At 74.1% G+C, this 20619-nt stretch carries 22 protein-coding genes and 1 pseudogene; 10 read left to right on the top strand and 13 right to left on the bottom strand.

Annotated features, from left to right (window positions below; translation table 11 throughout):
* Window positions 1-83 precede the first annotated feature (83 nt).
* The 5 genes from PATMI_RS26345 to PATMI_RS0101055 form a co-directional block, all read right to left on the bottom strand.
* The gene (locus tag PATMI_RS26345; protein ID WP_084269445.1) at window positions 84-1100 is read right to left on the bottom strand and encodes a hypothetical protein; all 1017 of its coding nucleotides are present in this window, start codon (window positions 1098-1100) and stop codon (window positions 84-86) included.
* Between the two features lie 103 nt (window positions 1101-1203).
* A complete protein-coding gene (locus PATMI_RS0101070; protein ID WP_026909519.1) occupies window positions 1204-2019 on the bottom strand; it encodes an alpha/beta fold hydrolase in 816 nt (271 codons plus the stop codon).
* Window positions 2016-2516, bottom strand: coding sequence for a MarR family winged helix-turn-helix transcriptional regulator (locus PATMI_RS26340; RefSeq protein ID WP_051470907.1), 501 nt, complete (start codon window positions 2514-2516; stop codon window positions 2016-2018). The genes PATMI_RS0101070 and PATMI_RS26340 overlap by 4 nt, the downstream gene beginning before the upstream one ends.
* A gap of 131 nt (window positions 2517-2647) precedes the next feature.
* Entirely contained in the window at window positions 2648-2947 is a 300-nt protein-coding gene (locus tag PATMI_RS0101060; protein ID WP_026909518.1) for a type II toxin-antitoxin system PemK/MazF family toxin, read from the bottom strand.
* On the bottom strand, window positions 2947-3180 hold the full coding sequence (locus PATMI_RS0101055) for a hypothetical protein (protein ID WP_026909517.1): 234 nt from the start codon (window positions 3178-3180) through the stop codon (window positions 2947-2949). The genes PATMI_RS0101060 and PATMI_RS0101055 overlap by 1 nt, the downstream gene beginning before the upstream one ends.
* A 110-nt stretch (window positions 3181-3290) precedes the next feature.
* Between PATMI_RS0101055 and PATMI_RS26335 the strand changes: the two genes are divergently transcribed.
* The 3 genes from PATMI_RS26335 (at window position 3291) to PATMI_RS0101040 (ending at window position 4457) form a co-directional block, all read left to right on the top strand.
* Entirely contained in the window at window positions 3291-3653 is a 363-nt protein-coding gene (locus PATMI_RS26335; RefSeq protein WP_169738304.1) for an Imm8 family immunity protein, read from the top strand.
* A 239-nt stretch (window positions 3654-3892) separates the two neighbouring features.
* Complete coding sequence (locus tag PATMI_RS0101045) at window positions 3893-4123, top strand: ribbon-helix-helix domain-containing protein (protein ID WP_026909516.1); 231 nt, start codon at window positions 3893-3895, stop codon at window positions 4121-4123.
* On the top strand, window positions 4110-4457 hold the full coding sequence (locus PATMI_RS0101040; RefSeq protein ID WP_026909515.1) for a type II toxin-antitoxin system PemK/MazF family toxin: 348 nt from the start codon (window positions 4110-4112) through the stop codon (window positions 4455-4457). Before PATMI_RS0101045 ends, PATMI_RS0101040 begins: the two co-directional genes overlap by 14 nt.
* Before the next feature lie 49 nt (window positions 4458-4506).
* Here PATMI_RS0101040 and PATMI_RS0101035 read toward each other — a convergent pair whose 3' ends face one another.
* The gene (locus PATMI_RS0101035; RefSeq protein ID WP_026909514.1) at window positions 4507-4917 is read right to left on the bottom strand and encodes a hypothetical protein; all 411 of its coding nucleotides are present in this window, start codon (window positions 4915-4917) and stop codon (window positions 4507-4509) included.
* 298 nt (window positions 4918-5215) lie between these two features.
* Between PATMI_RS0101035 and PATMI_RS0101030 the strand changes: the two genes are divergently transcribed.
* Complete coding sequence (locus PATMI_RS0101030) at window positions 5216-6667, top strand: GMC family oxidoreductase (protein ID WP_026909513.1); 1452 nt, start codon at window positions 5216-5218, stop codon at window positions 6665-6667.
* 68 nt (window positions 6668-6735) lie between these two features.
* Window positions 6736-7299, top strand: coding sequence for a dihydrofolate reductase family protein (locus PATMI_RS0101025; protein WP_026909512.1), 564 nt, complete (start codon window positions 6736-6738; stop codon window positions 7297-7299).
* A 126-nt stretch (window positions 7300-7425) separates the two neighbouring features.
* Here PATMI_RS0101025 and PATMI_RS0101020 read toward each other — a convergent pair whose 3' ends face one another.
* Both PATMI_RS0101020 and PATMI_RS0101015 read right to left on the bottom strand, forming a co-directional pair.
* A complete protein-coding gene (locus PATMI_RS0101020) occupies window positions 7426-8310 on the bottom strand; it encodes a hypothetical protein (protein WP_026909511.1) in 885 nt (294 codons plus the stop codon).
* On the bottom strand, window positions 8307-8849 hold the full coding sequence (locus PATMI_RS0101015) for an RNA polymerase sigma factor (RefSeq protein WP_026909510.1): 543 nt from the start codon (window positions 8847-8849) through the stop codon (window positions 8307-8309). The genes PATMI_RS0101020 and PATMI_RS0101015 overlap by 4 nt, the downstream gene beginning before the upstream one ends.
* 348 nt (window positions 8850-9197) lie before the next feature.
* Between PATMI_RS0101015 and PATMI_RS0101010 the strand changes: the two genes are divergently transcribed.
* A complete protein-coding gene (locus PATMI_RS0101010) occupies window positions 9198-11267 on the top strand; it encodes an NHL repeat-containing protein (RefSeq protein ID WP_026909509.1) in 2070 nt (689 codons plus the stop codon).
* 74 nt (window positions 11268-11341) lie between these two features.
* Here the strand turns inward: PATMI_RS0101010 and PATMI_RS0101005 are convergent, their stop codons facing one another.
* The gene (locus PATMI_RS0101005) at window positions 11342-12295 is read right to left on the bottom strand and encodes an RNA polymerase subunit sigma-70 (protein WP_026909508.1); all 954 of its coding nucleotides are present in this window, start codon (window positions 12293-12295) and stop codon (window positions 11342-11344) included.
* Between the two features lie 421 nt (window positions 12296-12716).
* On the opposite strand from PATMI_RS0101005, the gene PATMI_RS36320 reads away from it, so the two are divergent.
* The 3 genes from PATMI_RS36320 to PATMI_RS36315 all read left to right on the top strand — a co-directional run bounded on the left by PATMI_RS36320 (window position 12717) and on the right by PATMI_RS36315 (window position 15010).
* Entirely contained in the window at window positions 12717-12878 is a 162-nt protein-coding gene (locus PATMI_RS36320; RefSeq protein ID WP_157260552.1) for a hypothetical protein, read from the top strand.
* 213 nt (window positions 12879-13091) lie between these two features.
* Window positions 13092-13514, top strand: coding sequence for a hypothetical protein (locus PATMI_RS0100995; protein WP_026909507.1), 423 nt, complete (start codon window positions 13092-13094; stop codon window positions 13512-13514).
* Window positions 13515-13720: 206 nt separating this feature from the next.
* Window positions 13721-15010, top strand: a complete 1290-nt coding sequence (locus PATMI_RS36315) for a hypothetical protein (protein WP_051470905.1) — start codon at window positions 13721-13723, stop codon at window positions 15008-15010.
* Window positions 15011-15198: 188 nt separating this feature from the next.
* Here PATMI_RS36315 and PATMI_RS0100985 read toward each other — a convergent pair whose 3' ends face one another.
* The 3 genes and pseudogenes from PATMI_RS0100985 to PATMI_RS38635 form a co-directional block, all read right to left on the bottom strand.
* Window positions 15199-16476, bottom strand: a complete 1278-nt coding sequence (locus PATMI_RS0100985) for a glycosyltransferase (protein WP_026909506.1) — start codon at window positions 16474-16476, stop codon at window positions 15199-15201.
* Between the two features lie 16 nt (window positions 16477-16492).
* Window positions 16493-17212, bottom strand: a complete 720-nt coding sequence (locus PATMI_RS38640) for an ATP-binding cassette domain-containing protein (protein ID WP_026909505.1) — start codon at window positions 17210-17212, stop codon at window positions 16493-16495.
* Window positions 17213-17527: 315 nt separating this feature from the next.
* Window positions 17528-18283 (bottom strand): annotated as a pseudogene (locus PATMI_RS38635) (sirohydrochlorin chelatase); the annotation flags it as partial.
* A gap of 308 nt (window positions 18284-18591) precedes the next feature.
* Here PATMI_RS38635 and PATMI_RS26325 point away from each other — a divergent pair.
* Window positions 18592-19143 (top strand): dihydrofolate reductase family protein, encoded by a 552-nt coding sequence (locus PATMI_RS26325; RefSeq protein ID WP_084269437.1) that lies wholly within the window; start codon window positions 18592-18594, stop codon window positions 19141-19143.
* Window positions 19144-19180: 37 nt separating this feature from the next.
* On the opposite strand, the gene PATMI_RS0100970 is transcribed toward PATMI_RS26325, so the two are convergent.
* On the bottom strand, window positions 19181-20383 hold the full coding sequence (locus tag PATMI_RS0100970; protein ID WP_026909503.1) for an RING finger protein: 1203 nt from the start codon (window positions 20381-20383) through the stop codon (window positions 19181-19183).
* Window positions 20384-20619 lie beyond the last annotated feature (236 nt).

The raw sequence follows: 20619 nt of genomic DNA, 5'->3' as shown, positions 1-20619 counted from the left end.
CCGCCCGAACCCGTCCGCGGAACGACGCTGGTGCACCAGTAGACGATCGTCAGTCGGGGCCCGCCGATCGCCGCGCGGCCGAGTCAGTGGCCGAAGAATCCCCGCGCGAGGGCGTCGGGGAGCTGGCGGACCGCGACGTTCGCGTCGGCGAAGGTCTGGCGGACGAGCTCGTCGCGGACCGATCCGGTGGTGGAGAACACCACAGAGACCCCCGCGTCGATCAACACCTCCGGACCGTCGGGGAACGGGAAGTAGCTGTCGGAGTACGCGACGCACCCCTCCGTCCGGTGACCGGCCGTCGTCGCGCGCTGCACCGCGAGGGTGCAGCAGCCGACCCGGTCCTGTTGCCCGACACCGTTGCCCAGCAGCTGACCGTCCCGGACCAGCGTGACGGTGTTGGAGTTGCTGGTGCTCCCGATCGCCCAGGCCAGCAACAGGTCCTCGGCGTGCTGATCCGTGAGCGTCCCGGAACGCTCGACGTCCGGCGCGTCGAGATCGAGGACGAACGTGTAGTTGGGCTGCTCGAGGTGCCCGCCGCGGACGTACCGCGTCCGGGTCGCGTCGTCCACCGATCCGCGATCGAGCGACCCGAGCGCGCGGTTGGCCAGCAGCCGGCACTTCCCGTGCTTGCGTGCGAGCAGTTCGACCGCTTTATCCGTGAACGACGGTGCGACGACGACGTCCAGCAGGCGCCTGGTCTCGGTCGCGTGATCGGTGAGGACCGAGGCGAGCTGCTCGTCGACCACGACGTTCAGCATCACCGAGCCGCCGAAGATCGCGCGCGGATCACCCTCGAGCATCCGCTGCACCGCCCGCACGGGCGAGGCGTCGATCCCGACACCGCACGCGTTGCCGTGCTTGGTCCCCACCGCCACCGCACCGACCGGGAGACCGGCGACGTCGCGCGCGGCGGCGATGTGGGTGAGCGTCTGCAGCTGCCGGTCGACCTCGATCAGGTTGTTGAAGCTGGGCGCCGCCCCGTCGACCAGCTCGAACCTGTCGATCGCCAACGGATCGTCACCCGCACTCCAGACCAGCGCCGCCGGTCGCTGCACGGCGTTCTCCCCATACGCACACGACCGTCGCTGAAACTCGGGCATCCCCCGACGCTATCGCCCGCCGGCCACGGCCCTCCATCGCACCGGACCGGGACAAGGACGGCATTGCGCACGGGCACCGAGGACCCCAAGCGATCCGTTCCGGTCATTCGGGTGCGGTGCTGAGCCCGAAGGCCAAGAGCGTCTCGTTGAAGTGGTCGGGTCGTTCGAGGTTGGGGTAGTGCGCGCTGTCGGGCACGGTCGTGCTGGCGCCGTCGGTGACGGCGGTGGTCACCTCACGAGGGAGCCGCAGGTGGTCGGCGGCGTCCAGTTCCCCGTCGATCGAGCGGACCGGCACGTCGATCTCGGCGAGCCGGTCGATGGCACCCGGCAGGGCGGTGGGGGCCACGGCGTCGGGGCGGACGTGGTCGATCACGGTCTGCATCGCGGTCCGGCGCAGGTAGTCGACGACTGCGGGATCGAGGTCGGCGGGCGTGCGGTGCGGTCCGGCGCCGATCCGGAGGAAGACGTCGACCCAGGCCTCTGCGTCCGCGGCCTCCGCGGCGCGGTTCCACTCGGCGACGGTGGCGACCAGCCACGGGTCGCGGAACTGCGGGGCGCTGTCGCCGCCGGCGCCGCTGAGGACCAGCCGGCCGACCAGCCCGGGGTGCTCGAGGGCGAGGTCCGTCGCGGTCCCGGCGCCGAGCGAGAGCCCGACGACGATCGCCGGGCCGAGGTCGATCTGCCGGATCAGGGCGGCGACGTCGTCGCAGTGACGAAACGGCGTGGTCGGCGTCGACGAGCGTCCGTGTCCGCGCAGGTCGGGACGCACGACCGTGAACCGGGGGGCCAGCGCGGGGACCTGCGGGTCCCAGAGGTGGTGGTCCAGCGCGCCGCCGTGCAGCAGCACGATCGGCGGTCCGGAGCCCTCGCGAGCGTAGGCGAGGTGTCCGTCGGGGACGTTCAGGGTGTGCGTGCTCATCGGATCTCCTCGCCGGGTCGTGGTCCGGGGACGGACCAGCCGTGGTCGGGGGCTCCGCGCGAGGCCTCCTCGCGCAGGTGCTCGGTCAACGCTTCGATCACGCGGACCGCGGAGGCGACCTCCGCGGGATCCAGCGTGTCGGCCAGCGCGGTGAGGTTCTGCAGCTCGGCATCGTGGATCCGCGCGAACGCGGCTCGGCCGGCGTCGGTCAGCACGATCAGCGGGGACCGCTGGTGGGCCGGGTTCTCCCGGGTCTCCACGAGTTCCAGCTCCCGTGCGAGATCGACGACGCGCTGGACGGGCTGTCGGTCCAGCCACAACGACCGCGCGAGCTGCGGGACCGGCTGCGGCCCACCGTCCCGCAGACGCTCGAGGACCGCCCGCATCGCCATCGTGATCTGCTCGTCGGCGAGCTGATCGGCCACCGCCTTGGCCGCGTACTGGTGCAGCGGCCGCACCAGGCGCAACACCGCGTAGAGGTCAACCGCACTGGACATGACAGCAATCATGCCAAGTAGACATCTTTGGTGTCAATAGCTGCGGTGGATCCCAGCGATCACCTCGCGGGGCGTCGCGGTGCCCACGGCGTGCGCCGGCGTCCCGCCAGACGATCGGCTGTGGGACGACGTCAGTCGAGATCGAAGGCTGCTCGGATCGCTGCCGTGAGCTCGAGCTCTTGGTCGGCGAGGAGGAGGCCGATCTGGCGGCCCAGTGTTGCGGCCGGGATCGTCGCGATGTTGTCGCAGTTGACGACGCTCGCGGTGTCGAGACCGTTGGCGGGGCCGACCGGGAGCTCGGTGGACAGGCCGCGGATGGTGGTGGTGATCGGCGCGACGGTCACTCGTGTGAGGTGCGGGCGGACGAGCTCCCGGGTGAGGACAAGGACCGGCCGGGTCCGGTCGAGATCAGCGAGGTGGATCGGCCGCACTACTCGAGGTCGATCCCGATCGACGACGCATGTTCGGCGAGGGCGTCCATGTCGGTGTCGGGCTCAGCGCGGGCGAGGATTTCGGCGTCCCGGGCGGCGACAGCCCGCCGCCGTTCGCGCTCCAGGGCACGGGTGACGACGAACGCGCGGCTCGGGGCGTCGCCGTCGGCGATCAGGCCATCGACGAATGCGACGAGCTCGTCGGGAAGGCGGACCGCGACCTGCTTGCTCATCCCAAAACGGTACCGCAGTGGGATGCACCTGGCGGCCGGGGTCCCCGCAGACGATCGTCGCTGAGACGACGATGGACCGGCGTGACGGCGAGAAGCGAGATAGTTGGTCGGTGCCTATCGCTCCCCGGAGCTCGGCCGTCGATAGCCCGGACGTCGAGGATCTCGACTGCTGGCTGTGCCCGTCGGAGCCGACTTCGATCTTGCTGGAGCTGTCCGTAGGACCCGCGGATGACGAAGATGGCGCGGACCTGTTCGCCGTCACTGTCTGCAATCTGGCGTGGCTGGCCGATCGGGCCGACGATCGCCCGATCGGCTTGCGGCATCACGTGCTGGTGTCACCGGGAACGTCCTTCGGTGACGTCCGGCAGTACCTCGAGACACGCGTCAATGCCTGTACCGCCGGGACGTGGCAGGCGGTCGCGGAGCGCGTCGGGCGCTTCGCGGCCTGGGAGTTCGAGGACTACCAGGATTGAGTGTTCACCTCGAACGCCTGTTCCGCTGGAACCACGGCTCGTCCGCCGGCTGCCCGATAGACGATCGAATCCGGACGCATCGGCTGGCCGGGAGCGTGGGCCGGCCGCGGCCTCGCGGCGTCCGGCCAGCATTCCGTTGCGGGACGGAACGCGTTCGCGGTCGAGCTCGTGTCGGACTCCACCGACGAGGGCTTGCGGACGGGGCTGTCAGCCGTTGCTACTCGAGTAGCATCGACGGTATGAAGGTCAGTGTCAGCCTCTCCGCCGACGACGTCGCCGAGCTCGATCGGTTCGCCCGGACCTCAGGGTTGCCTTCACGCTCCGCTGCGGTCCAGCACGCGATCCGGCTCCTCCGAACGGCGGAGCTCGAGCAGGACTACGCGGACGCGTGGGACGACTGGGAGTCCTCCGGCGAGCGCGCGGTCTGGGAATCGTCCACCGGTGACGGGGTCGGCGATGCGGCGGGGTGAGGTCCGACTCGCGAACCTCGATCCGGCTCGATCCAGCGAGGCGGACAAGCGTCGCCCCGTCGTCCTCGTCAGCAACGACCGCGCGAACGCGACCGCTGCCCGACTGGGGCGCGGGGTGGTGACGGTCGTGCCGGTCACGAGCAACGTCCGCCGGATCTACCCGTTCCAGGTGCTGCTTCCTGTAGAGCGCTCGGGCCTCCGAGTGGACTCGAAGGCGCAGGCCGAGCAGGTCCGTTCGATCTCCGTCGACCGTCTCGGGCCGACGTTGGCCCACCTCCCGGCAGACGTGATGGGCGAGATCGACGAGGCCCTCCGCCTCCACCTCGCCCTCTAGGGACGGCGTCCGGCATACCGATCGACTGCCGGGACCTCGGAGTGCGCGTCTACTGGCGGTCCAGCGTGGCGCACGACGGCGCCTTCTCGGCGAGCTCCTTCGGCAGATCCTTGCCGCCGTCGATGTTGATCCCGTCGAGCTTCTCGCCGAGGCCCGAGATGTCCTGCAGCGACTTGATGTTCGAGACCTCGCTCTTGGCCTTCGCGATCGCGTCGTCGGTCTTGTCGCTCGAGTCCTTGATCGAGTCCTGGAAGTCGGCGAACTTGTCCGGTGCCTTCGCGTCGGCGAGCGTCTTCAGCTCCGAACCGAACGTGTCGAACAGCTTGGTGGCCGCGTCCTTGAACGCCGTGACCGCCTTCTCGGGATCGCTGCCGGCCTGCGCGGCCAGGCTCGACGACGAGGTCGTGAGCTCCTTCGTGGCGTCGACGATCTTCTTGCAGGACGCCTCGTACGTCTTCACGTACGTCGCCTCGTCACCCCGCCGCTGTCGCTGCCGCAGCCGGCGACGGCCAGTCCGGCGGTGATGAGGAGAGCGGGAAGGGCGCGACGCGCGCTCGTGGATGACATGCGACGACCGTAACGCCCTTCGAGGACGTCTCGGCATCGGGCCACGGCCTGCTCGCCTCGGCCCGTCCGATCGTCCCGGCGGCTCCTGCCGGAGAACGATGGTGGCGACGTCGACGTCCTGCCCGACCGGGAGACGGATCCCCGCCGCCCGGACGATGGCGCCCGTCGCCGCCACCGAACTAGGCTGGGTCATGGGTCGTCACTTCATCGTCGTCGGTGCCGGATCCGGGGGCGCCGCCGTCGCGGCGCGGCTCTCGGAGGATCCGGACGCCTCGGTCCTGCTGCTCGAGGCCGGGCCCGACCACGACGGGGCCGGGACGCCCGCCGGGGTCGCCGGCGTGAACTTCTGGGCGGCGTGCGGCGAGCCCGGCCGGGTGTGGCCGACGCTCACGGCCGTGCACGCCGACGGCCAGGAGCCGATGCCGTACCTGCGCGGCCGCGGCGTCGGCGGGAGCTCCGCGGTCAACGCGCTGGTCGCGATCCGCGGGCTGCCGGAGGACTACGCGCGGTGGGAGTCCGAGCTCGGGTGCCAGGGGTGGGGACCGGAGTCGATGGCGCGGGAGTTCGACGCCGTCGAGGACGTCACGGTGCCGAAGACGCGGCTCCCGGACGACCGGTGGCACCCGCTGGACCGCGCCGTGCGGGACGCCTCGGCCGCCCTCGGGTACGGCTTCGCGCCCGACCACGACGCCCCGGGCGCGATCGGCTTCAGTCCCGCGGCGCTGACGATCGACGACCACGGGCGGCGGAGCACCAACGACGTCTACCTGGACCCTGCGCGCACACGCCCGAACCTCGAGATCCGCGGGGAGGCGCCCGTCGACCGGATCCTGCTCGACGACGGACGGGCGCTCGGCGTCCGACTCGCCGACGGCGAGGAGCTCCACGCCGACGAGGTCGTCGTCTGCGCCGGCACGATGCACACGCCCGCGATCCTGCTGCGATCGGGCCTTGGCGAGCACCTCCCCGTCGGCGAGAACCTGATCGACCACCCGGCCGCGCCGATCGTCCTGGTGCTGAACGACGCCGGTCGCGCCGATCCCACGGGGCCGGTCGTGGGCGGGCTCCTGCGCTACAGCTCGGGCCTCGCCGGGGCCGGCGAGGCCGACATGCAGATGCTGCCGCTCGGGATGGTCGGCCTGGAGCCCGAGACCGCCGGCGTCGGCGGCCTCTACGTCGCCGCCACCCAGGTCTTCTCGCGCGGTCGGGTGTCGCTGACCTCCGACGACCCGCACGCGGACCCCGTCGTCGAGCTCCGCATGCTGTCGGACCCGCGCGACCTGGAGCGGCTCCGCGACGGCGTCCTCCGCGCGCGCGACCTCGTGCAGCAGCCGGCCATCAGCGCCATCTGCGACGTCGCCCTCGCCGGGGAGGAGCCGCTCGCGTCGCTCACCGACGTCGACGGCTTCCTCCGCGCCGCGGTCACGAACTACGTGCACCCGGTCGGGACCTGCCGCATGGGCGCGCCGGACGATCCCCGCGCGGTCGTCGACGTTCGCGGCCGGGTCCTCGGGACCACCGGGCTGCGCGTCGCCGACGCCTCGGTCATGCCCGACGTGCCCCGCGCCAACACGCACCTCACCACCGTCGCGATCGCCGAGCGGATCGCGCGGGACATCCGCGGCGCGGACGTTCCGGCCTGAGCCGTCCGAGACCGATGAGTCTGCCGCCCCCGGCGGGTCGCAGGGGAAACGAGACGGGAGGACAAACCGTGCGCGATCTCATCATCACCCAGAACATCACCCTCGACGGCGTCGTCTCCAACGACACGGGCTGGTTCGGGCCGGCCGGACCGGGCGACGACCACGAGGACCTCAACGCGGCGCTGATGGCGCAGGCCGACGCCTCCGACGCGTTCCTCGTGGGGCGCGTCACGTTCGAGGAGATGCGCGGCTTCTGGCCGAAGCAGCAGGACGACGCCACCGGCGTCACCGACCACCTGGACCGCGTGGCGAAGTACGTCGTGTCGGGCACCCTCGACGATCCCGGATGGGACGGCACCACGATCCTCCGCGGGCCGGTCGAGGAGGAGGTCCGGGCGCTGAAGGCCGCCGCGGGCCGGGACATCGTGCTGACCGGCAGCGTCCGGCTGGCGCACGCGCTGATCGACTCCGGGCTCGTCGACGAGTACCGCCTCTTCACGTACCCCCACGTCGAGGGCCGCGGCCGCCGCCTGTTCGAGGACCGGACGACCGTGCCGGAGCTCCGCCCGGTCGAGGTCCGGACGTTCCGCTCCGGGGTGGTGCTGTCGCGGTACCGCACCGACGCGGGCTGACCGCGCGCCGGACCACCACGGGACCCGCACGACGGGCGACGACCGGGCCGTGACGCTGGGGACATGGAGGCTCGGGCGTCCCGTGACGCGCTCCCACGCGCCCCGACCCGGCGCACGCGGCGCGGGTCAGCTGCCGCGGGCGAGGCGCAGCGTCCGCGCGATGTCGTTCTTCCGGACGACCTCCCCGTCGGGGGCGACCCAGTCGATCCGCCGGCCGTTGACCGACCGGAAGCGGCGCTCCTGCGCCGAGCCGGGCATCCCCGGGTTCGAGGCGTCGATGGGGAGGACGTAGTAGTTGTCGACGACCGGGGCCGAGATGACCCTGCCGGTCGTGAGCTTCACCTCGACGCGGGCGACCCCGTCGGGCACGAGCCCGGTGGTCACCGTGCGCAGTCGTCCGCGGAGGAGGTCCTCGAACGAGCCGCAGCCCGATCCGCCGATCGGGACGGGTGCGGGGATCTTCCGGCCGGCCGAGGTCACCGTGGCCCGCGACGCCCGCTCGCGCTCCGTGAAGCCGGTCGTCTGCGAGACGCACAGCGCATCCCGGATGAGGGGCGCGTACCGGGCGTCCCCGAGTCGGGCGACCGAGGTCAGGACCGTCGCGGACCCGTCGTCGGCGCGCAGGAGGCGGACGGACCCGAGACGCAGACCGCGCCCGGGGCTCCCGAGCGCGGCCAGGAGGTCCTCGGTCGGCGTCGAGCGGTCGCGGTCGGTCTGCCCGCGCCGGAGCACGCCGAGCGCGGCGACCTGCGCCGCTGGCACGTGGGTCCTCGACAGCGTCCGCCGGCCCTCCGGTCCGCCGCCCTTCGACCCGACCTCCGGGTTCCACGGCGTCGTGGCCGCCACGGCGCTGCCGGCGACCAGGACGCCCGCGATCGCGAGGAGGCCCGCCCGCCGGGGCAGCCGGCGCCGCGGACGCCGCGCGGTGGACACCTCGGCGCCGGGGGCCGCGGCGGCAGAGGCGACGAGCGCGTCGTGGAGGCGGTCGAACGGATCCGGCTCCGTGGTCACGACTGCTGCTCCTTCACGAGGTGGCGCAGCGAGGCGAGCGCCCGGCTGACCCGCTTGCGGACGACCTGCTCCGAGCAGCCGACGTCGGCGGCCAGCGACGGGTAGGACCGCTCCTCGAGGACGCGTTGCAGCACCAGGGTCCGCTGGTCCTCCGGAAGCGCGCCGAGCGCGGCGGCGAGGTCGACGTCCCGGCGTCGGTCGATCGCCGCCAGGTCGTCGTCGTCGAGCGCGACGGGCTCGTGCCGCAGGCGCCGGCGGGTCTCGTCGGCGACCCGGCCGCGGCGGGCGGCGTCGATCATCAGGTTCCGGGCGATCGTGAGCAGCCAGGCGATCGCCGGCCCGCGCGCCGGGTCGAAGTGGTCGCGCCGGGCGAGCGCGCGGGCGAAGGTCTCCGCGACGACGTCGAACGCCACGTCCGCCCGTTCGGTCCGCCGACCGACGTAGCTCGTCACGGCGCCGACGTGCCGCCGGTAGAAGCGCCCGAAGTCGTCGGGGACGCGGCTGGCCAGCAGCACGGCGTCGGGGGTGTCGTCCGGCATCTCCCTGTTCTACGTAGCAGCGGCCGACGTGTGACCCGATGATCCCGCACCCGGCCGCGCGTCGCGGATCCGGCGCGTCGCGGGCGGCGTTCGAGGACGTCGGTCCCACGACCCGGGACGCCAGGGGCCACCTGCCTCCCACCATCGGTGGAGTCCTCCATCCGGCAATTGGTGGAGGTGTGCACAGGACGTGTGGAACATCACCACACGGGTGATGCGAGATCACCCTGGTTCGTCGTTGCCGGGTGGGTGTTTCGGTGCGTAGTCTCAGGCGGCCGAGGCCTTCGCCGCGCTTCCCCCCGGCGCCCGCGCACCGTGCGTCGACGTTCCCATCGCCCAAGGATCCCCATGTCCCGTCGCCTCCTGACGCTCTCGCTCGCCGCAGCGGGTCTGCTCCTCACCGCCGCTTCAGCCATGGCGGTCGGTCCGTCCGCCATCGGCACCGGCTCGGACGGCACCTCGTACGTCGGTTACGCGGCCACCGGGGGGATCCAGCGCATCGCCGTCGACGGGACGACCACGGGCCTGCCGGCCTGGGGGACGCCCGGCAGCGGCGCGGGCCAGCTCGGCGGCATCGTCGCGATCGGCGTCGCGCCCGGGACCGACGGCCACGTCTTCGTCCTCGACACGAACCGCCGGGTCCAGGAGTTCACGAAGGGCGGCACGTTCGTCAAGGGCACCCAGCTCTCGGCCTGCACCAACGGCACGCCCGACGCCACGAAGTACGGCGGGCTCGACGTCCGCGTCGACGGCGCGTCGACCACCCCGGTCGCGCTCTACGTCGCCCATCCGTGCGCCAACCAGGTGCTGAAGCTGGATCCGGCGTCCGCGACGCTGGCGGTCGCGGAGACCACGACGACGACGTCCCGCCCGGGCCGCATCACGTCGCCGCGCTACCTCACGGGCCCCGCGAACACGCGCGCCGTCTACGTCGGGCTGCCCGACGCGAAGGCCGTCGCCTCGTTCGCGCCCACGAACCTCGCCGCCGGCCCCGACGCGACCCGCACGTACGGCTACACGCCGTCGGACCTCTTCGTCGACGAGTTCGGCGTCCTCACCGTCGGGGACGTGACGGACAGCAAGATCCACCTCTACGACTCGGCCGGCGGCGAGTTCCGCGTGCTGGGCAGCACCGGCACCGCGGCCGGGCAGCTGAACACCCCGCAGGCGTTCGACATCGCCGGCCAGGACGGGACGGAGAAGGCGGGCAACCTGTTCATCGCCGACAGCGGCAACGAGCGCGTCCAGCGCTGGAACCCGTACGGCTACACGTTCTGGACCGCGACGGCGAACGGGACCACCGGCGGTCCGCCGGCCGGTCAGACCCCGGCGAACACCGCCGCGCCGACGATCGTGGGCGACCGCAACCCCGGCGCCGTCGTGACGTGCACCCCGGGCACGTGGACGAACTCCCCGACGCGCTACGACAAGCGCTGGCTCCGCAACGGCACGGTCGTCGGGACGGGCGACGTCTACGGGATCTCCGGCGCGGACGTCGGGAGCCAGCTCGTCTGCGAGGTCACGGCGGTCAACGCGTCCGGCTCCACCGTCGCCTCGAGCGCGCCGGCCTCGTCGACCTGGAACACCCCGGTCAACACGGGCGTCCCGCAGATCCAGGGCACCGCCCAGATCGGCCAGACCCTGACCTGCACCCGCGGCGACTGGGCCTGGTTCCCGACGACCTACGCCTACAGCTGGCGGCGCGACGGCAGCCAGGTCGCGACCGGCGACACGTACCCGCTGGTCGCCGCCGACGCCGGCCGCTCCATCACCTGCGCGGTGACGGCGAGCAACCCCGCCGGCGGCGCGACCGCGCAGAGCACCGCGGTCACCCCGTCCGGAACGACGACCCCGCCGACCGGCACCCGCACCGGCGTGACGATCAACAACGGCGCCGAGGCCACGAACACCACGGCCGTGTCGCTCAGGATCCGCAAGCCCTCGGGCGCCACCGCGGTCCTCATCAGCAACGACGGCTCGTTCGACGCGCCGACGCAGGTCCCGGTCGCCGCGAACGACACGTACGCGTGGACGCTCGACGCGCGCGGCAGCCAGCGGCGCGCCCGCGTCGTCTACGTCCGGTTCGTCGGTCCCGGGATCGACGCGGACCAGACGTACTCCGACGACATCCTCCTCGACACGACCGCCCCGACCGTGACGGCGGCGACGGTCAACTCGCGCGCCGCGACGAAGGTCGCGACCGCCCGCGTCGCGGCGAAGGACACGGGCTCCGGCGTCCAGCGCATCCAGTACTCGGCGAAGAAGAGCGCCAAGAAGGCCAAGGTGCTGAAGCTGAGGAACAGCCGCTCGTTCCGGGTCGAGCCGTCCGCCGCGAAGTGGGTCCGGGCGATCGACCTGGCCGGCAACGCGTCGAAGTGGAAGCGCGTCACCTACAAGGCGCACAACGGCAAGCGGTAGGGGCGACGACGCGCCGGGCCGACGACGGCCCGGCGTCCGCCGGACGCGCCCGGCCCCGCCGGCAGCGCCGCGCCCTACACCGTCGCCGGCAGCCCGAAGTTCGGGAAGAGGGACCCGTCGAACGTGACGACCTCGCGGACCAGGCCGTCCTCGAAGCGCAGGACGTCGACGGCCAGCGGGCGGAACGCGTCGGCCCCTGGCGTCCGGACGTAGCAGGCGACCGCCGGCTGGCCGTTGGCGCCGGTGAGCACGCAGCGCGTCTCGCCGAAGGACTCGGAGCCGAAGCCGCCGTCGACCCAGCAGCCGATGACGGCGTCGCGGCCCTCGAAGACGTCGGGCTGCGGCGGCATCGAGAAGCGCAGGTCCTCGTGGGAGAGCGCCGCGAGGGCCTCGACGTCGCCGCGCTCGGACGCCTCGACGTAGCGCGCGAGGAGGTCGCGCTGGGCGGCGTCGGGGTCCTGGTCGGGACGCCACGCGGCGCGGGGCTCGGGCAGGTGCTCCCGCAGGCCGGCCCGCGCGCGCTGCAGGGCGGAGTTCACCGACGCGACCGTCGTCTCGAGCACCTCGGCGGTCTCGCGGGCGGAGAGATCGAGGACGTCGCGCAGGATCAGGACGGCGCGCGGCAGGGGCGCGAGGCGCTGGATCGCGACCAGGAACGTCAGCTCGAACGTCTCCTTCGCGACGACCGCGGCCTCCGGGCCCTCGTCGTCCGACGGCAGCTCGGCGAGCAGCGCGTCCGGGAACGGCTGCAGCCACAGGACCTCGCCCGACGCCGTCGGGGTCCGCGGGCGCTTGTCGAGCGCGTCGAGGCACGCGTTCGTCGCGATCCGGTAGAGCCACGCCCGGAGCGACGCGCGTCCCGCGTACTGCTCCCGCTTGCGCCAGGCGCGCAGGAACGTCTCCTGGACGAGGTCCTCGGACTCCTCGAGGGAGCCCGTCATCCGGTAGCAGTGGACGCGCAGCTCGCGGGTGTGGCGGCGCACCTGCGCCTCGAAGGCGTCGTGGTCGGTGTCGGTGGAGGGGGTCATGGTCGGTGTGACGGCGGGGCGGCCGGAAAGTCATCAGGCGGACCGGGACGACCGCCTGCCGGGCGATGCTCCCACGGGACCCGGACCGGTGGGCGCGCACGAATCGCGACCACGTGTGGCGGGCCGGGGACGTGGTCGGCCTTTGGCCTCCGGGGGCGTCCGAATCGCGACCACGTGCCGTGGCCGGGCGCCCGCCGGACCCCCGGAACCACCGCGCCGGACGGGCCGTCGCGGTCGCGAGAATCCACCGTTTCGTGGGGGATGAGCGGCGCCCTCCACCGATCGGTGCGGAGGTGGGGGAGACAGCGTTCACCAATAGGGGGATGCATAGATCCGCCTGTTGTCAAGAGTGTCTGGACGGATAGGCAAATGACACCTTTCGGAGGCGGTTTCGATGGGCGTGGAGCGCAGGATCAATCCCATGTTCATCGCACTCGTACTCCTCGCCGCCTGGGTCGTCCTCAACGTCGCGCTCCTCGGCGCCGTGGCCTACGCGAACCACCGCGGCCAGGTCCGCGCCGCCGCTCCGGCCGCCCCGAAGGCCGCCCGCCGCAGCGCCCCGGTCTTCGTCGTCGCGCACTAGCGACCACCCCGCAGGCACCGCCTGCCGCCGCGCCGCGTCCACCGCGCCGCGTCCACCGCGCCGCGCCGCTCGCCACACCGCCGGCCGGCCCGTTCCGCCCGCCGTACCCCCGCCGCCCGTGAGTCCTCCGGAAGCCGGCCACGCAGCTCCCAGGTGTCCACCCGTCGCATCGGCTTGACCGCCCGTGCTCCGTCGTCGATCCTCCGACGCGACATGGGACCCGCGACCGACACCACCGACGCGCGACCGCCGCTCGAGCACCACGAGGCGCTCGCGGTCCTCGACGCGCTCGGCGTCGCGGTCAGCGTCCATGGCGTCGCCGGCGAGCTCGTCTACGCCAACCGCCTGTCCCGGAAGCTCCTCGCCGACCTGGCGGAGCTGATGACCGAGGAGCGACCCGTCGGCGCCGTCCAGTGGGGCGCCATCCGGGAGGACGGCACCCCTCTGGAGGCCCACGAGCTCCCCGTCGAGGTGACCCGCACCACCGGCATCCCGGTGCGCGACGCCCTGGTCGGGTTCGCGGGCATCCTCGGCGACGTCCGGTGGCTGCGGATCACCACCCGGCGGATGCCGGGTACCCACGACGTGCCGTGCACGGTCGTGGCGACGTTCACGGACGTCACGCCGGCCGCCTGAGGGCGCAGCAGGGCGTCGCGTTCCCGAAACGGGACCCGGCAGGTGGGTGATCGGTGACGCGTACCGGCGAGGCCGTCCGCGGTCGCGGCCCCATCGCGGGCCACCGTCCCGGCTCCGCGAAGGTCCTCCCTCCACTTCACGTCCGCTTCATGGGCTCCCCAGCAGGGTGCGTTCCACCAACCCACCGAGCCCCTCAGGAGCCCACCATGTCGCACCGCACGATCCTCACCTCCACCCTCGCTGCCGCCGCGCTCGCCGCCGCCGTGGCCGTCCCGTCCGCCGATGCGGCTTCGGCCACGTTCACCTCGACCGGTGCTGAGCAGACGTTCGTCGTCCCCGAGGGCGTCACCTCACTCCATGTCGTCGCGATCGGCGGCCGCGGCGGCGCCGGCGCCCGGGGCATCGTCGCCGGCACGCTCGGCAGCGCGGCCGCCCAGGTCACCTCCGACGTCCTGGTGGTCCCGGGGCAGCAGTTGTTCGTCGAGGTCGGCGGGCGCGGCGGCGACGGCGCGCGGTCGACCGGCGGCGCGGGCGGCTTCAACGGCGGCGCGAAGGGCGGGAACGTCCTCGGCGTCGACTCGAACGCGGGCGGCGCGGGCGGCGGGGGCGGCGGCGCCTCCGACCTGCGGACCGTCGAGCGGGCCGCGGCCGGGTCGCTCGGCTCCCGGATCGTGGTCGCCGCGGGCGGCGGCGGGTCCGGCGGGGGCAACGCCGGCGGGTCCGGCGGCGACGCCTCCGCCGCGACCGGCGGCAACGGGCTGGCGGGCGTCGGGGCGACCGGCGGCTCCGGCGGGTTCGGCGCCACGCCGACCGCTCCCGGCGGCGTCGGCGCCCCGGTCGGCGCGCTCGGACTCGGCGGCGCCGCGAACGACACGGCGCTGAAGGTCGACTCGGGCGCCGGTGGCGGCGGCGGGGCGGGCCTCTTCGGCGGTGCCGGCGGCCTGAACGGCAGTGGTGGCGGCGTCGCCGGTGGCGGCGGCGGGGCCGGCTCCTCCGGCACGATCGCCACGGCGACGGACACGCAGATCGTCTCGTCGACCGACGACCCGAGCGTCACGCTGACCTTCGACGACGGCAGCTCGGACGGCGTGATCCTCGACGACCTCGCCGCGACCCCGCGGTCGTTCAAGGCGGCCACGAGCGGCGGCACGAACCCGGCCTCGGGGTCGAAGAAGACCGGCACGACGCTCTCGTGGGACGTCAGCGCGCCGTCCCTGACGACGTTCACCGTCTACCAGCCGAAGCCGGGCCGCAAGGTCGGCGACGACTGCCTCGCGCCGAAGAAGGGCAAGGCCGTGGCGAAGAAGGACCGCTGCACCCGCCCCGTCGAGTACGGCTCGTTCAACCACCAGGACACCAAGGGCGAGAACACCGTCCGGTTCTCCGGGCGCCTGAAGGGCAAGAAGCTGGCCAAGGGCTCGTACAAGCTCGAGGCCCTGCCCAGCACCCCGGACTTCGTGGGGGAGGCGCGGACGATCTCGATCACGATCAAGTGACCGTGGCCGTGCGCCGGGAAGCCGGGAGGGCTGCCCGGAACCTGGCGCCACGCCGAGGACGCAGGACCGAGGGCCCCGGAGACGGGGCCCTCGCCCGTTCCCGTCGCACCTGGAGTGGCTGCTCCTCTCCTCCGGCGTGCAACGGCCGACGCCACCCGACGCGCCGGCCCGTCCCCGTCCCTCCGGGTTCAGGATCCGCCGACCAGTGCCGCCGCCGCGTCCGCGAACGCCCCGGCGGGGTCCTGCGCGGCGAGCGCTTCGGCTTCGGCCCGCACGGCCGGTCTGCGCGCCTCGGCCTCGCGGTATGCCGCCCGCAGCGTCTCCGCGGTCAGGCGACGCGGTGCGACCCGCGTCCCGAGCTCGGCGTGCGCCACCCGGCCCGCGACCTCCGGCTGGTCGCGACCGTAGGGGACGACGACGAGCGCCGTCCCCGCCCGCAGCGCCCCGCCGACGATCCCCATCCCGCCGTGGCAGACGACGGCGGCGGCGCGGTCGAGGACCGGGCCGTGGGGGACGAACGCCTCGACGCGCGCGTTCGGCGCCGCCGGCAGGCCGCCCGGGTCGGCGGCCCCGAGGGTGACGACGACGCGGACGGGCTCGTCGCGCAGCGCCTCGATCGCCGCGGCCGCCAGGGGCGCGTCGTCCTGGCCGTCGGTCGAGCAGGTGACGAGGACCCACGGGTCGCCGGGCGCCGTGAGCCACGCGGGGACCGCGGTGTGCGCGGACGGGTCCCAGCGCTGCGGGCCGACGACGCGCAGGTTCGCCGGCGGATCGGCGCGGGGGTGCTCGAGCGCGCCGCCGCTGAGCTGCAGCAGGGCGTCCGGCCGCGCGAGCTGGTCGAGCGCGCCCGTCAGCGGGGGCAGGCCGAGCCCCGCGCGGACGGGGTCGAGATGGGGCAGCACGGCGCGCGAGACGGTGCGGCGGACGAGCCACCAGCCGACCGCGTCGCGGAGCCGGCCGGCGGCGTCGGAGCGCGGCTGCAGCCCCAGCCCGAACGGCGGGACGCCCCGGCCGGGCAGGGGGCAGAGGTACGGGTTGCAGATCGCCCACGGCAGCCCCGACGCCTCGGCGGCGGCAGCGGCACCCCAGGCGGCGAGGTCGACGAGCAGGACGTCGGGGTCGACCTCGGCGATCGCGCGGCGGAGGTCCGCGGCGTCACCTGCGGCGCGCGCGGCCTGCCGGCGCAGCTCGCCGCGGGCGGTCCCGGCCTCGCGGTCCCGACGACGCATGCGCCTCGCGGAGCCTGCACCCGGCCCGGCGGCCTTCGCGGGCGCCTCCGCCGTCGGGCCGGCGCTGCCCGCTCCCGCCGCCTCCGCCCGCAGCCCGGCGTCCCGCACCACCCCGATGAGGCGCTCGCCGGTCCGGACGTGGACGTCGTGTCCGCGGGCCTGCAGCTCCAGCAGGCCGGGGATCAGCGGGAAGAGGTGACCCGCCGCCGGCGACGTGAACGCCAGGAACCGCGCCACGACCGTCCTCCGCGGGCTACGCGGCGAGCGGGTTGAAGCCCGCCGGGAGCTCCAGGCGGTGCGCGCGCATGAAGTTCTCGTCGGCCAGGATCTGGCGCGTCGGGCCGTCGGCGACGATCTGGCCCTGGTCGATCACGACGGCGCGCGGGCAGAGCTCGAGCGCGTAGGGCAGGTCGTGCGTGACCAGGATGGTGGTCGTCGGCAGGCGACGGATCACGTCGGCGAGCTCGCGGCGGGCGGCGGGGTCGAGGTTCGACGAGGGCTCGTCGAGCACCATCAGCTCGGGCTCCATCGCCAGCACGCCCGCGACGGCGGCGCGGCGGCGCTGGCCGAGCGACAGCTGGTGCGGGGCGATCTCGCGCAGCTCCTCCAGGCCGAACGTGCGCAGCGACGCGAGGACGCGCTGCTCGAGCTCGTCGCCCTTCAGGCCGAGGTTCGCGGGGCCGAACGCGACGTCGGTCCCGATCGACGGCATGAACAGCTGGTCGTCGGGGTCCTGGAAGACGACGCCGACCTTGCGGCGGAGCTCCCGCGCGGTCTTCTTCGTCAGCTCCGTCCCGCCGATCCGCACCGAGCCCTGCTGCGGCTGCAGCACGCCGTTGAGGTGCAGGAGCAGCGTCGTCTTGCCCGCGCCGTTGGGGCCGAGCAGCGCGACGCGCTCGCCCTCGCGGATCGTCAGGTGGACGCCTCCCAGGGCCTCGGAGCCGTCGGGGTAGGCGAAGTGCAGGTCGTCGATCCCGACCGCGACCGGGGCGTCCTCGGCGACGCCGCCGGGCCCGCCGATCGCGCCGGTCCGGACGCGGGAGCGCGTCCCGCCGCGGCCCTCCTCGGCCTGGGCGAGCACGAGCTCCGGGGCCTTCTGCGGCGCGCGGGTCGTCCGGCGGTTGCGGCGCCGGCCGCCCGCGGGGCCGTCGCCGTGCGGGGTCAGGGAGATCGGCAGGCCGACCTTCTCCTCGTAGCCCGGCAGCGTCACGCGGTAGACGCAGAGGTCGCAGTTCATGCGGACGTCGCCCTCGAAGCCCTCGCGGTAGCGGTCCAGCGCGACGCGGGCCAGCCGGCGGTCGGCGCCGAGGTGCGGGCCGCCGCGGACGGTCAGCTCCGGGTGCTGCTGCGCCCAGGCCGCGGCCTGCTCGTAGATCCGCCCGAGCAGGACGCCGGTGAAGAGGAAGAACGGGACGACCGCGATCGTCGTCGCGCCGAGCCTCCGGCAGCGCTCCAGGGCGTCGGGCACGCGCGGCTCGGCGACGGAGATCCAGGCGGGCTCGACGATCGGCAGGCCGCGGCGGTCCGACAGCAGGCGGCAGGCCTTCGCGAGATCGCCCGAAGCGTCGGGGTCGCTCGATCCGCGGCCGACGAGGACGACGCCCGACGTCTCGGCCGGCGCGTCGGCGAGCGTGGAGGAGATGCGGTCCTCGGCGACCTCGAGGACGCGCGGGTCCAGCGAGAGGTCGCGGCCGAAGCGGAACCGCACGCCGGGGTGCCGGATCCGGGCGCGGGCGAGCGTCGCGGGACCGTCGTTCTTCAGGTGCCCGGCGGCCAGCAGGACGATCGGGACGGAGACGATGTCGGTGGCGCCGTCGGCGACGAGCTTGTCGATCGCCTGGTCCGCCGAGGGCTCGGCGAGCTCGATGAACCCGCCGGCGTGGTGCAGGTCGGGATCGATCTCGCCGACGTGGCGGACGAGGTCCCAGAACTCCTCGACGTGGTCGGCGTCGCGGGACCCGTGGCCGACGAGGACGAGCGACGGGCGGTCGGGCGAGGGCGTCCCGGCCGTGCCGGCGCGGGCGTCGGACGGACGGAGGGCCACAACGGGAGGGTAAAGGGCGCCCGACGGGCGGGGCGGGTGGCCGGGGGGCGGGCCGGTCGTCGGGGTCGGGTCGAGGGCGGCCGGGCGCCGCGGGTCGGGGTCGTGGTCACCGATGGTCGGATACCGACCACGTGTGACCTTCGTGTCCGGTCGGCGAGGGGAGAAAGGTGGGGCCACGGCCACGGATGGTCGGATACCGACCACGCCTGACCTCGCGACCCGCTGCAGGGCGACCACGGACGACTGCCGTCCCGCCGACTCGTCGTCGCCACCGATGAACGCGAGGAGTTCGGGGCGTCCTGGGTTCCATGACGAACAGAACCGTGGTCCTCAAGATGGTGCTCTCGCTCGACGGCTTCGCGACGAGCCTGGACGGCACGCACGACTGGATGTTCGAGTTCTTCGGCGACGACCACGGGTGGGGACAGCGCGCGCTCGACGCGGCCGGCACCCACGCGATGGGTCGCCGGAGCTACGAGATCATGGCCCCGCACTGGCAGGCCTCCGAGGGACCGATCGCGACGTCCATGAACGAGAAGCCCAAGGCGGTCTTCTCGCACGGGATGGAGCACGCCGACTGGGGGCCCGTCGAGGTCTTCGGCGATCTCGGCGCCGCCGTCGCGGAGCTCAAGGCCCGCGACGACGAGGGCACGATCCTCGTCCACGGCGGCCCGACCCTCGCCGCCGCGCTGACCCGGCTGGGCCTCGTCGACGAGTACCAGTTCACCACGGTGCCGATCGTGATCGGCGCCGGCCGCGGACCGTTCGCCGACCTGGAGGAGCACCTGAAGCTCGAGCTGGTGGAGGAGCAGCGCTTCCCCACCGGCTCGCACGGGCAGGTGTTCGTGCCGAAGCGGTGACGAGCACCGCGCCGCTCGCCCGGTCGTCGGCGCGGCCTCAGCAGGTCGGGCGCAGCGACGCCGCGAACGCCTCGAAGGTCGGGCGCCAGCGGTCGGCCTCGTCCTCCGGGGCGGCGCCGAGCGTGGCGTAGCCGTTGCCGCACGAGCGCGAGAAGCGGTCGTACTTGCGGCGGTCCTCGGTCGTGAACTCCCAGAGGAAGTCGCCGCCGACGGCCCGGAACGCGTGCTCGACGTAGTCGGCGCGGCCCATGCGGCTGCGACGACCCTTCTCGGCCCCGGACCGCGGCGAGTCGGTCGCGCCGGGGCGCCGGTCGACCAGGACGGAGACGTCGGGGCGACCGCTGAGGTGCCAGCGGGTCTCGTAGAAGCCGTCGACGGCAAGGTCGCCCTTGAGCTTCTCGGTGCTGTCGCGGACCCAGCGCCCGGCCGGCGGGTTGATGAGGAACCCGCCGCCGCGGAACGGGGTGCTCGCGAGGAGCCCGCCCGCGGACCCGGACCCCGAGCCGCCGCCCGGGCCCGTGCCCGGGACGGACGTCGTGGCCGCCCCCGGGCTCCCGGTGCCGCCGGGGTCCGGGCCGCCGGTCGACGCGCCCTGCGTCGTCGTCCGCGCGGGGCCCGTCGAGGTCTGCGCGCCCGTCGTCACCGGGCGATCGGCCTTCGGGGCGCCCCGTCCCGTGGTCGTGGCCGCGACCGGGCGACCGTCGTCCCCGCCTCCCGAGAGCAGCAGCACGGCCGCGGCGCTGCCGGCGATCGCGACCGCGAGCACGAGGATCGACGCCACGAGCAGCCCGTGGCGGTCGCGCCCCGCGGGCGGCGACGGCGGGGGAGGGGGAGCGCCCCACGAGGACGAGGTGGCGCTCGGGGCGTGGTGCGCGAGCGTCGGGGCGTCGAGCGCGTCGGCGCGGTGGTCGGGTGAGCCCCAGGCCTGGTCGGCGGCGCCGGCCGCCGCCACGTCCGCGCCCGGTCCGGACAGGCGGTCGGCGCTGCTCGGGGCGGGACCGGTGACCGGATCGGCCGCGACACCGGGACCGCCGGCCAGGCCCGCGACCGAACCCGCCGGACCCGACGCGCACCCGGTCACGGCACAGCCCTCGCCCTCGACCCAGCAGTCGTCGTGATGGACGGTGGAGCAGTCCCCGCACCCGACGACGGCCGAGCCGGACTTCACGGGGAAGCGGCAGTAGGGACAGGTCCGGCCGGCGTCGTCGCCGGTGGCGGTCCGGTGGTCTGGTGCGCTCATCGGGATTCCGGGTCCTGGGACGGCGGCCGCGGCGGGACGGATGGTGCCGCGGGAGGGACGCGGATCATCGCCGACCGCGCGCCGGTGCGCCACCGCGTCGCCCGGAGGTGACGCCCGACGCACCCTGCCGCCGAACGTGACGGACGACCCGTTCGCGGCGTGACCGAGGCCTGCGACGCGCCGCCGGACCTCGGCGAATCTCCATCCATCGAGCGAGGGGCACCCGCCCACCGCCA

It is taken from the genome of Patulibacter minatonensis DSM 18081 (assembly GCF_000519325.1).
Lineage (GTDB): Bacteria > Actinomycetota > Thermoleophilia > Solirubrobacterales > Solirubrobacteraceae > Patulibacter > Patulibacter minatonensis.
The sequence above is the reverse complement of the archived record's forward strand: the minus strand, read 5'-3'. Positions and strand labels throughout refer to the sequence as shown.